The 12,219-nt window shown below is 64.4% G+C and carries 8 protein-coding genes; 3 read left to right on the forward strand and 5 right to left on the reverse strand.

All coding sequences use genetic code 11. The features are described from left to right. Positions 1–278 precede the first annotated feature (278 nt). From acpS to NTZ26_15360, 5 genes are all read right to left on the reverse strand, one after another. Positions 279–629 carry a holo-ACP synthase gene (gene acpS, locus NTZ26_15340; protein MCX6561869.1) on the reverse strand — a complete coding sequence of 117 codons (351 nt, stop codon included), beginning with the start codon at positions 627–629 and terminating at the stop codon, positions 279–281. Further along, complete coding sequence (locus NTZ26_15345) at positions 626–772, reverse strand: hypothetical protein (protein MCX6561870.1); 147 nt, start codon at positions 770–772, stop codon at positions 626–628. The genes acpS and NTZ26_15345 overlap by 4 nt, the downstream gene beginning before the upstream one ends. 5 nt (positions 773–777) lie before the next feature. After that, positions 778–2,391, reverse strand: a complete 1,614-nt coding sequence (uvrC, locus tag NTZ26_15350; GenBank protein ID MCX6561871.1) for an excinuclease ABC subunit UvrC — start codon at positions 2,389–2,391, stop codon at positions 778–780. Beyond that, complete coding sequence (gene uvrB / locus NTZ26_15355; GenBank protein MCX6561872.1) at positions 2,384–4,408, reverse strand: excinuclease ABC subunit UvrB; 2,025 nt, start codon at positions 4,406–4,408, stop codon at positions 2,384–2,386. Before uvrB ends, uvrC begins: the two co-directional genes overlap by 8 nt. Before the next feature lie 74 nt (positions 4,409–4,482). Continuing rightward, positions 4,483–4,863: a polymer-forming cytoskeletal protein gene (locus tag NTZ26_15360; GenBank protein ID MCX6561873.1), complete on the reverse strand. Its 381-nt coding sequence runs from the start codon at positions 4,861–4,863 to the stop codon at positions 4,483–4,485. Positions 4,864–5,206: 343 nt separating this feature from the next. Between NTZ26_15360 and NTZ26_15365 the strand changes: the two genes are divergently transcribed. The 3 genes from NTZ26_15365 to NTZ26_15375 form a co-directional block, all read left to right on the forward strand. Further along, entirely contained in the window at positions 5,207–8,389 is a 3,183-nt protein-coding gene (locus NTZ26_15365) for a hypothetical protein (GenBank protein ID MCX6561874.1), read from the forward strand. Positions 8,390–8,435: 46 nt separating this feature from the next. Further along, positions 8,436–10,487, forward strand: coding sequence for a M14 family metallopeptidase (locus tag NTZ26_15370; protein ID MCX6561875.1), 2,052 nt, complete (start codon positions 8,436–8,438; stop codon positions 10,485–10,487). A gap of 11 nt (positions 10,488–10,498) precedes the next feature. Beyond that, the coding region (locus NTZ26_15375) for a M14 family metallopeptidase (GenBank protein ID MCX6561876.1) at positions 10,499–12,219 on the forward strand (1,721 nt) is incomplete at its 3' end.

Below are 12,219 nucleotides of genomic sequence, written 5' to 3' on the forward strand. Positions count from 1 at the left end.
CGTCCTGATCGGATTCCCTTCCCGCGATTTCGGTCCCCGCGGGACCGTCTATTGGCTGGCGGTTCAGATCATCGCGTAAAGAAGGATCATCCACCATCCCCGGGAAAGGAGCGCGGATCGGGGTATCGGCCAACGGCGAAAAGAGCCCGAAGCCGCCGGGCCAATACCCCTGGCCGCGCCTCCCGGAGATGGGAGATGAACCAATAATTAGGGTGAGTCGGGAAGGCCAGGGAAAAAAATAGGGATTTACGTATACTGTACCCCTATTCTTCGTACTCCTATTCTTTTTCTAAGACGACGACGGCCACGGCGTAGTCGGCGATGTGGCTCAAAGTGACCAAGGCGCGGGTATACCCATAGCATGCTTCGTCGACCACGCGCAGCACGGGCTGGCCCGACGCGAGATTCTCGATGCCGACCGCCGTCCAGGAGACGCGGTGACCGACGGCCTTGATGAACGCTTCCTTGGCCGCGAAGCGGGCCGCCAGGTGCATGAAACGGCTCTTCTTTCCGTCGCTGTAGGCGATCTCGATCGGCGTGAAAACCTTGTCGGAGAACCGCGGGTTGCGCTCGATGGCCTTCTGGATGCGGGCCACTTCGATCATGTCGACGCCGATACCCAGGATCATCGGTTTCCCCCTTTGCGTCCCTGCTTGCTCCGGGCCCAAGACCGGACCGACGGCCCGCCGCGCCCGGCGCCGAGGCCGAACGCCGGCGGCTGGCGGGTCTTGCGCCGCGGCTCGCGGGCCTTCGTCGGATTGGACTTGGACATGCGGCTCATCCTTTCAGGGCGCGAGCGGCCCGCCGCTTGCGGTGGAAAGCGACGGCGAAGCGGTGGGCCTCGTCGCGCACATGCTGCAGCAGCTTGAGGCCCGGGGATGTCCGCGCCAGCCGGATGCCCTCCCGCGCGGACCGAGTGTAGACGATCTCCTCCCGCTTGGCCAGCGAAGCCAGCGGCAACCCGCCGAGCCCGAGCCAGGCCAGGACCTTGGCGGCGGCGCGTATCTGCGGCTTCCCGCCGTCGACCAGCACCAGATCGGGGAGAGCGGCCTTCTCGCGCAGAAGGCGTCCGTAGCGGCGGCCCAGCACTTCGGTCAGGCTGGCCACGTCGTTCGGCCCCTGCACGGTCTTGATCTTGAACTTGCGATAGCCGTCCTTCCAGGGGCGCCCGCTCTCGAACGAGACCATGGACGCGACGGACTCGAGTCCCTGGGTATTGGAGATGTCGAAGCCCTCGATGCGGGACGGCAGGGTCGGAAGGCCGAGGGCTTTCTGAAGATCGAAGAGCGGTGTCAACCGTTCGTCCGCGGCCGCCAGCGCCCGCTCGGCGTTGCGCAAGGCCATCTCGAGGAGCGCTTTGTTCTTGCCGCGCGCCGGGACGTCGATCTCGGGTTCCCGCCCGCCCTCCGGCGTCAGCTCCGCCGCCAGGGCCGCCCGGTCCGCCGGCGGGAAGGGGACCAGGATTCGGGGCGGGACTTCGCGGCCGGCATAGAAGCCGCGCATCCCGTCGGCCAGGCTCGCTTCGGGGCTCTGCTCCGGATCGGACGTCTTCGGGATCTCGTGCGATCGAACGACCTTGCCCCGCCGCATAACGAACACGTAGAGCGCCTCGCGCCCGCCGCCTGCGGCCCGGCCGATGATGTCCTGGTCCTCGAGACGGACCGAGATGATCGCCGGTTTGATGCGGACCTGCTCAACCGCTTTGAGGACGTCGCGCCAGTGGGCGGCGCCTTCGAAGTCCTCTTCGGCCGCCGCCTTGTCCATGCGGGCCCGCAGGGCTTTGGCCAGCCGCTCCGTCCGCCCTTCCAGGAACAGCTTGGCGTCCCGCACCCGGGCCCGGTACTCCGCCTCGCCGATCAGGCCGACGCAAGGGCCGGCGCAGAGCTTGAGGTCGTATTCCAGACAGGGCCGCTTGCGGCCGCGGAAGACGGGCGCCTCGCACGTCCGCAAGCCGAACGACTTGGCCAGCAGGAGGATCGTCTTGCGGGCCTCGTTGGCCGGGCTGAACGGCCCGTATGTCTTCGACCCGTCCTGGACCACCTTGCGGCAGAAATAGATCCCGGGGAACGGCTCGCCTACGGTCAGCTTGAGATAGGGGAAGCTCTTGTCGTCCTTGAGCCGGAGGTTGAACTTCGGCTGCGCCTGTTGGATGAAGTTGTTCTCCAGGAAGGCGGCTTCCCGTTCGGAGCCGGTTAGGATGTAGTCGACGTCCATGGTCTCGGACAGAATGGCGGCCACCTTGGGGTCGTCCGAGGGCTGGAAGTAGGATTTGACGCGGTCGCGCAGACGGCGGGCCTTGCCGATGTAGACCACCCCGCCGGCGGCGTTCTTGAAGAAGTAGATCCCGGGCGTTTCCGGGAAGCCGGCGATCTTCTCCTGCAGCTTAATCATTCAGCAGCTCCAGGTCGTACTTGCGGAGCTTGGTGATCTCGTCCCGCAGCCGGGCGGCCTTCTCGAATTCCAGGGCCTTGGCCGCAGCCCGCATCTGCTTGTCCAGCTCTTCGATCCGCTTCTGCCGCTTGAGCGGCGACATGTAGGCGTCCTTGTCCTCGGCGATCTTGGTGTAGTCGATGTAGTCCCGCTCGTAGACGCTGGAGAGGATCTCGTCGATGGACTTGCGGATGGACTGTGGGGTGATGCCGTGCTTCAGGTTATAGGCTTCCTGCAGGCTCCGCCGGCGGTCGGTCTCGGTGATGGCCGCCTTCATTGAGTCCGTGATCTGAGCGGCATACAAAATGGCCCGCCCGTTGATGTTGCGGGCGGCCCGGCCGAAGGTCTGGATGAGAGCCGTGGACGAGCGCAGGAAGCCCTCCTTGTCGGCGTCCAGGATCGCCACGAGCGAGACCTCGGGCAGGTCCAGGCCCTCGCGCAGGAGGTTGATCCCGACCAGGGCATCGAAGCCGCCGCGCCGCAGCTCGCGCAGAATCTTGACCCTCTCCAGCGTCTCGATGTCCGAATGGAGGTAGCGCACCCGCAGTCCCTGTTCGTGGAGATAGCGGGTCAGGTCCTCGGCCATCTTCTTGGTCAGGGTCGTGATCAGGGTCCGCTCGCCCCGGACGGCGCGAGCCTCGATTTCCCGCCTCAGATCCTCGACTTGGCCCGCGACCGGCCGGATCTCGATTTGGGGGTCGATAAGGCCGGTCGGGCGGGTGATCTGCTCGACAACCCGGTTTCCGGCCCGCTGGATCTCGTGCCGGGCCGGGGTGGCCGAGACGTAGATCACGGCGTCGACCCGGTCCTCGAACTCCTCGAACATCAGCGGCCGGTTGTCCAGGGCCGAGGGCAGGCGGAAGCCGTGATCGATCAGGGTCTGTTTGCGGGAGCGGTCGCCGTGATACATGCCGCCGATCTGGGGCACCGTGACGTGCGACTCGTCGATGATGGTCAGGAAGCCAGTCGGGAAATAGTCGAGCAAGGTGTAGGGCGGCTCGCCCGGCTTGCGCCGGCTGAGGTAAAGCGAATAATTCTCGATGCCCGGGCAGTGCCCAAACTCGCGCAGCATCTCCAGATCGAAAAGGGTCCGCTCCTCGATCCGTTCCGCCTCCTGGACCAAGCCTTTATCCCGGAAGTAGGCGATGCGGATGGCCAGCTCCTTTTCGATGCCGGCCACAGCCTCGTCCAGGATCGGCCGCGGCGTCGAGAAAAAGGTCCGGGGATGGACGACGACTTCGGCCAGGGCTTCGAGCGCGGTTCCGAGCAAGGGATCGATCCGGTCGATGCGGGCGATGGCGTCGCCGTCGAGCTCCAGCCGGTAGGCCGACTCCTCATAGGCCGGGTAGATCTCGACCGCGTCGCCGCGGACCCGGAAGCCGCCCCTTTTTAGGTCGGTCTCCTGCCGTTCGTACTGGACGCCGACCAGGCGGCGGACGATTTCCCGCCTCGGCACGATCTCCCCGACCGTGAGCCGGAAGCTCATGTCGTAATAGGTCTCGGGGGCGCCGATGCCGTAGATGCAGGAGACCGAGGCCACGATTATGACGTCCCGCCGCGAGAACAGGGCGTTGCTGGCGGCCAGCCGCATGCGGTCAATCTCGTCGTTGATCGTGGCTTCCTTGGCGATGTAGATGTTGGAAGCCGGGATGTAGGCTTCGGGCTGGTAGTAATCGTAATAGCTGACGAAGTAGTGGACTGCGTTGCGGGGGAAGAATCGCTTAAACTCGCCGTAAAGCTGGGCCGCCAGGGTCTTGTTGTGCGAGATGACCAGCACCGGCCGGTTGGACCGGGCGATGACGTTGGCCATGGTGAAGGTCTTGCCCGAGCCGGTGACCCCCATCAGAACCTGGTGGGGGAGAGTGCGGGCCAGTCCTTCGGACAAGGCCTCGATGGCCAGCGTCTGGTCGCCCATGGGCTGGAAGTCCGAGACGAGTTCGAACGGGCGGGACGTCCGGGGAGGATCGAATCTCTTCATGGGATGCGTCGGTTCCTCAACGAAAAGGCGCCTCGCTCGGCAACCGCGGGAGGCGCAACCGGGCCGGGCGGGGCTTAGGCGCCCTTCGGCTTCATCTGGATGGCGCCGCGGAACATCGCGCCTTCCTGGATCGAGATCTGGGCGGCCGAGATGTTGCCCTTGATGCGGCTAGTCGGGGCCAGGAAGACGCGCCCCGTGGCTTGGATGTTTCCGGTCAGGGCGCCGTAGACGTAGACGTTGGCGGCTTCGACCTCGGCCTCGACTTCCGCCTTGAGGTCGACATAAAGATCGGCCCCTTCCAACCCGATGAGCCCCTTGAAATTCCCCTGCAGGACGAGATCCTCTTTTCCGGAGAGTTCGGCTTGAAGGGACAGCCCGGGACCCAGACGGCTGGCCCGGCTCGGGATTTCGCGAGGGCTCGAATCGCCGCTCAGGATCTCGTCGCTTCTGGCCATGGGCGCTCTCCTCGTCCGGGTCTAGGCGATCGATTATAGTGATCCCCTTGCCTAAAAGTCAACGCGGATGGGAAAAATTGACATCGATTCGGCCCTGTGTTATCCCTCTCCCTGGCGATCGGCGCGGCGGCGGGAAGAAATCCCTCCCCGCGATCGTCCAAAGCACGATTTTCATCACGGAGCAGGACATACCGCAGGTGACGCCTTTCCGACGCGATCTCCCCGCCTGCCCTGCCTTTTCCCCCGGATTTTCCCCAGCCCGCATGCTACCGGCGGTCAGCGTCCTGTCCGGCGAGGCCGCGGGATTGTCCCACCCCACTTTCCCAATCAAGAAGGAGATGGCATGAGAACCTGGACATCTCGTATCGTCCTGATCCTGGCCGCGGCGGGGATGCTGGCCCTGGCCGGCGGCATGGCCGTCGCCCAGACCGCCCCGACGACCGACGACTTGAGCCAATTCGCCTGGCGTTGGATCGGCCCGGTCAATTTCTCGGGCCGCATCACCGAGTTCGCCGTGCCCCGCGGGCAGACGACGACTTATTACATTCTGACGGCTAGCGGCGGCCTGTGGAAGACCGAAGATGCCGGGACGCACTTCGAGCCCATCTTCGACAAGTCCGGATCTATGAGCATGGGCTACCTGGCCATCGCGCCCTCCGACTCGAAGGTTCTCTACCTGGGAACGGGCGAGCCGATGCATGCCCGCGCCAGCACGCACGGCGACGGCGTTTGGAAGTCCGTCGACGCCGGCAAGACTTGGGCCAAGGTTGGGTTGGCGAAGAGCTACTTCATCCCCAAAGTCGCGGTCGATCCCAAAAACCCGGACATCGTTTACGTCGCGGCCGAGGGCAAACTCTACGACAACGCGCTCGACTGCGAGCGCGGCCTCTATAAGTCCACCGACGGCGGCAAGACCTGGGCCAACGTCTTTCCGGTCAAGGACCGCGGCGTCGCCGATTTCGTCATCGACCCGCGCGACGGCAACGTCGTCATCGCGGCGGCCTACAAGACCTACCGCCGGGCCTGGACTTATATGGACCGCCAGCCCGGCAACAATCTCTACAAGACGACCGACGGCGGCAAGACCTGGAAGCCGCTGGAATCGGGCCTGCCCGTCAAGGCCCAACTGGGCCGGACCGGTCTGACCCTCCTGGAAAAGAAGCCCTCCGTTCTCTACGCCCGCCTGGACGAAGAGATCAACCTCGGCCTGGCCGAGCGCGACGGCGTGGCCAATTTCCGGGCCCCGGGCGGTTTCGGCGGCGGCGGCCAAAGCGGCGTGTTCACGGACGAATGGACCTTGGCCAAGCTCAAGGGCTACAAGATCCCGGCCGAGCTGGCCAAGCAGGCTCCCAAGTTCACCCCGTTGGCGGCCGAGAACGAGGCCGACCTGGTCAAAAAGATCAACGAGTTCATCGCCGATAAAGACGCCCTGGCCAAGGCCGGCGTCGACCTGACCAAGCTCAACGCGGCGGCCCGCAAGGTCCAGGCCAAGAACAAGGATCTGATCGCGGCCATCGACGAGATCGAGGCGCTTCTAAAGAAGGAGGCGCCCAAAGCCGACTCGAGCGAGGCCAAGGGGCGGGCCCAGATCGTCAACCGCCACGTCCTGGAGATGCTCTACGGCGGCGTCCTGCGCAACCAAGCCCCGGTCAAGCGCTCGGGCGTCGTCTACCGCACGGACGATCAGGGCGAGACCTGGCAGAGGATGACCGAGTACAAGACCTCCGGCGGCTCGGCCCAGGTCAACCAGACCGAGGGAGGGTATTACGGACGGATCTACGTCGATCAGACCAACGACCAGATCGTCTACTGCTGCGACACCAACGTCACCGTCTCTAAGGACGGCGGCAAGACTTTTGCCGCTTCCGGCTGGGACGCCGGCAACTACAAACTGCATGTCGATCACCGCGGCATGTGGATCGATCCGGCCAACGGCAATCACGTCATGAGCGCCAACGACGGCGGCGCCGGCGAGAGCTGGGACGGCGGCAAGCATTGGAGCCAGAAGTCGACCGTCAGAGCCCAGCAGTTTTACGATGTCTCGGTCGACAGCGAGGTGCCCTACAACGTCATGGGCGGCACCCAGGACAACGGCGCCTGGATCGGGCCCAGCCGCAATCGCAATCAGTGGGGCGTCTTCGCCGCCGACTGGACCTACCTGCCTACGGGCGACGGGTTCTATGTCGTCCGCGACTGGTGGAACCCCGACTGGATTTATTACGAAAGCCAATTCGGCTCCTCCAGCCGGATGAACCTGAAGACCGGCGAGAACAGCAGCCTGCAGAAACGGACCACTCCCGAGGAGACCGCGGCCGGAGTGCCGGCTCAGCGTTATCAGTGGAACGCTCCGATCGTGCTGTCGCCGCACAACCCCGGGATCGTCTACATCTGCTCCCAGTTCGTCCACCGCTCCCTGAGCCGCGGCGAGCGCAACACCTTCGTCACCATCAGCCCCGACCTGTCCAAGGCCGACAAGACCAAGCTGGATGAGGCCAAAAAAACAAACTTGCAGTGGGCCACGATCTACACATTCGCGGAGTCGCCCAAGAAGCCGGGCCTATATTGGGCCGGCACGGACGACGGCAACCTGTGGATGTCGCCCGACGGCGGCGTCAATTGGGTCAGCCTGACCGACAAGTTCTACGACAGAGCGGGCAAGCCGAAGGCCGGCGTCAAGGGCGCCCGGATCCCGTATGACAAATGGGTCAAGCGGGTCGTCCCCTCGGCCTTTGACGAAAACATCTGCTATGTCGCCTTCAGCGGCTACCGGACCCACAACGAAGACAAAACCTATCTCTACGTGACCAAGGACAAGGGCCTGACCTTCGAGGACATCTCGGGCGGCCTGATGAACCCGCTCTTCGACGTCGAGGAGGACCCCGACAACGCCTCCGTCCTCTACATCGCCGGCGATTTCGGCATTCACTTCACCATGGACGGCGGCAAGACCTGGGCGGCCTTCTCCGGCCCCGTCCCGAACGTCGTCGTCCGCGACATGGCCATCCAGAAGCGCGAGCGCGAGATGGCCATCGCCACCTACGGCCGCGGCTTTTACATTGCCGACATCGGTCCGATCAAGGAGTTCAAGGCCGAAATCTTTGCCAAGGACGCGTATCTCTTCGACGTCAAGGACGCCATCCGTTGGAACACGCTCGAGCGCAAGGGCGAGCAGTACGGCGAGTTCGCCAAGGTCGACAACCCCCCGATCGGGGCCACGATCTACTATTACCTTAAGGCCGAGGTCAAGTCCGTCAAGCTGACGATCAAGGACCTGGAAGGCACTCTGATCCAGGAAATATCCTCGGGCTCGGCCAAGAAGGGAGTGCAGAAAGTCTTTTGGAGCCTCAACCGTCAAGCCGCGGGTGGCCAAGCTCCCGCTGGAGCACCGGCCGGAGGCGGGGGAGGCGGCCAGCGCGGCGGCGGCCTGCGGGCCGACAACGGCGCCTACAAGGTCACCCTGACCGTGGACGGCAAGGAAGTCGCCACCAAGAAGCTGGTGATCCTGCCGGATCCGGCGTTCAAATGAAATCGGACGCAGCCCTTTTCGATATGAAACGCACAGGAGGCTTAAGATGAAGCACGCGACCCGGGCGTTGGGCGCCGTCGGGCTGGCTCTCATGCTGGCGGCGGCGGGAGCCCAAGACTTCGGCAAATATCACAATTACGCTGAGATGACCGCTTTGGCCCAAGGGCTGGGCAAAGCCTACCCCGAGATGGTTAAGATCGAATCGATCGGCAAGACCCGGGACAAGCGCGATCTCTGGGCCATCCAGATTGCGGCCCCGGCCGGCGTCCCCCCGGCCGAGCGGCCCGGCCTGCTCATCGCCGCGGGATTCGAGGCCGACCATGTCTACGGCAGCGAGCTGGCTCTGTTCACGGCGGATTACCTGCTGCGCGGCTACCCCGGCAATCCCGCCGTCAAAAAGGCCCTGGACGAGAACGTCGTCTATATCCTGCCCCGGGTCAATCCCGACGGGGCCGAGTTCATGTGGGCCCCGATCCAGTGGGCTCGGCGGACGAACACGACGCCCTTCGACGACGACAACGACGGCCGCATCGATGAAGACGGGCCGGACGATCTGAACAAGGACGGCTTCATCACCGTGATGCGGGTCAAGGACCCCAACGGCGCATATATGATCGACCCCGACGACAAGCGGGCCATGAAAAAGGCCGATCCTAAAAAGGGCGAGCGCGGCGAATATTCGCTGTTTTGGGAGGGTATCGACAACGACGGCGACGGCTTCATCAATGAAGACGGCCCCGGCGGCGTCAACCTCAACCGCAATTTCATGCATGAGTATCCCGGCTATAAAGCCGAGGCAGGCCGCTACATGGTCAGCGAATCCGAGACCAAGGCTGTCCTGGCTTGGACGGTTGCCCATCGCAACATCGCTGCCATCCTGACCTTCGGTGAGAGCGACAATCTCATCGCCGCAGTGAACGCCCAGGGCCGGTATGGATCGGCCCGCCCGCTCGACCTCGTCGCCTTCGCCGAGGCCTCGATCGCGGGGGCCGGCAAGACCGGGATCTTCCCGGCCGGGGGGCTGGCCGGCCTGTTTGGCCGGGGCGGCCGCGGCGGGGGAGGCGGGGGAGAGATGATGATCTCCGAAGACATGCTGCAGGCCCTGATGGCTTCCGGCGGCGCCCAGTTCACGGCCGGCGGAGCCGGTGGTCAGCGCGGCGGCCAGCCGGCGGCGGCCGCCGCGAGCCAAGCCGGAGGCCGAGCCGCCCAGCCGTCGCGTCAGGCCGTGGTCGTCTTCAACGCGGCGGACGTCGATTATTTCCGGACGATTTCGGCCAAGTACGCCGAGCTGACCGGTATCCGGACCGCTCCCGTCCTGGCTAAACCGGAAGGCGCGTTCTTCCAAGTCGGCTATTTCCAGTTCGGCGTGCCCTCGTTCTCCACCCCCGGCTGGGGCCTGCCTGAAGCGGCCCGGGGCCAAGGCGTCCCGGGTCCGGGCGGCGCGGGAGCTCCCGGCGCCGGCGGCCAGGCGAACGCGCCCCAAATGATGGCCCAGCGCGGCGGCATGAACCGCGCGGGCGGCGTGGCGGGCGCTCCCGGCGCGGAAGCGGGCGAGGCGGCGGCTATCGACAAGGCCGTTCTGCAATGGATGGACAAAGAGAAGATTGACGGCTTTGCGGCTTGGACGGCGTTCAAGCATCCCGACCTCGGCGACATCGAGATCGGCGGCTTCAAGCCCTATGCGACGGTCAATCCGCCGGCGGCGAAGATCGCGGAGATGGGCAAGCCCCATGCCGAGTTCGCGCTCTACCTGACGACCCTGTTCAGCAAGGTCAAGATCGCCAAGCTCGAGGCGACCGCCCAGGGCGGAGGCCTTTATAGAGTTAAAGCCGAGGTCGCGAACGAGGGCGTCTGGCCCACGGCCATGGCCCATGCGGTGACGGCGCGGGCCGTCAAGCCGACCATGGTCCAATTGCAGGTGGATCCGGCGGCAATCCTGTCCGGCAACCAGAAGACCAGCTTCGTCCAATCCATTACCGGAGCGGGCGAACGGGTCAAGTTCGACTGGCTGATCAAGGCTAAGGCCGGGGTACCGCTCGTCCTCAAGGTCGTCTCGGCCAAGGGCGGGGCGGATTCCCGCTCGGTGACGCTCCAGTGAGGAATACGAACATGAGCCGCACAACCCATTCCCGCAGCTGCAAAACCCGCTTTCTCCTGGCCGGACTGGCCGCTTTCGCCCTGCTGGCCGTCCTGCCGCAGGGAGGCCTGACCCAGAAGTTCTCCGACCCCCAATTCAAGGTCAAGCTCGATTTCAACCGCTTCCACGATACGAACGAGCTCTACGCCGACATGCGCAAGCTGGCTGCGGCCTTTCCCAAGTTCGTCAAAGTGGGCGCTATCGGCAAGAGCGTGGAAAATCGCGACGTTCTGCTCGTGACCGTCAATAACCCCGACACCGGGCCGGAGATGAGCAAGGCGGCCATGTACATCGAGGCCAATGTCCACGGCAACGAGATCCAGGGCGGCGAGATCTGCCTCTACACCGTCTGGTACCTGATGGAAAACTACGGCCGCCTGGAGTCGATCACCCGTCTGGTCAACGAGCGCGTCTTCTACCTGGTCCCGACCATCAACCCCGACGGACGCCAGTACTTCTTCGAGAGCCCCAGCGGCAACGCCCGCTCGGGCCACCTGCCGGTGGACGACGACAACGACGGACTGTTCGACGAGGACGGCCCGGACGACCTCAACGGCAACGGCGTCATCGAGCAGATCCGCAAGTATGTCCCGGGCAAGGGCACGCACAGGATCAGCAAGCTGGATCCCCGGATGCTCGAACCGGTCGGGTTCGGCGAGACCGGTGATTACATCCTGCTCGGCCAAGAAGGCATCGATAACGACAAGGACGGCCGGGTCAACGAGGACGACGCCGGAAGCTATGACGGTAACCGCAACTACCCGATCGACTGGCAGCCCAACTACATCCAGAGCGGGGCCATGGACTATCCGACCCAGCTTCCCGAAGCCCGGGCCGAGATCGAGTTCCTGGATGCCCATCCCAACGTGTCCGGCGTCCAGTCCTATCACAACAACGGCGGTATGATCCTGCGCGGCCCCGGGGCAGACTACATGGGCGAGTACCCCATGACCGACAAGGCGGCCTATGACGAGCTGGGCCAGAACGGGGAGCGCATTCTGCCCTTCTATCGCTACATCATTATTTGGAGCGGGCTCTACACCGTGCATGGAGGGTTCATCGATTTCACCAACGACGGGCTGGGCATGCTGTCGTTCTCCAACGAGCTGTGGAACGGAGACCAGTATTTCACCAGCCCCGAGCTCAAGGAGCAGCAGAAGGACCCCGCCAGCCCGATCGCGCCCCAGAAGTCCCGCTTCTTCTTCGACGACAAGCTGGAGTTCGGCGACCAGTTCATGGAGTGGAAGCCGTTCAAACACCCCGACTATGGGGACGTCGAAATCGGCGGCTCCTGGAAGAAAACCACCAGCCGGGTTCCGCCCCGCTTCATGCTGGAGGAGCTCTGCCATCGGAACATGGCCTTCACCCTCTACCAGGCCGACGAGCTGCCCCTGATCAAGATGAGCCCGCTCGAGGTTCAGAAAGTGGATGGGGACGTCTACCGCGTCTTCGTCGAGGTCACCAATCCCAAAGTCACTCCCACCATTCTGGAAAAGGCGGCCCAGAACAACGTCGTCCGGCCCGACCTGCTGACCCTGGAAGGGAAGGGCGTCGAGGTCATCTCGGCCAGCACGATCGACAACAAGGAGTCGTTCAAGATCCGGCCGACCATCACGAGCTTCATCGACCAGAAGAACCTCAAGCGGCTCCTGCTGCGCAACGGGACGCCCGGCAAGACGACCCGGACGTTCGC

The sequence above is a fragment of the Candidatus Aminicenantes bacterium genome (assembly GCA_026393855.1).
Classification (GTDB): Bacteria; Acidobacteriota; Aminicenantia; order Aminicenantales; family UBA4085; genus UBA4085.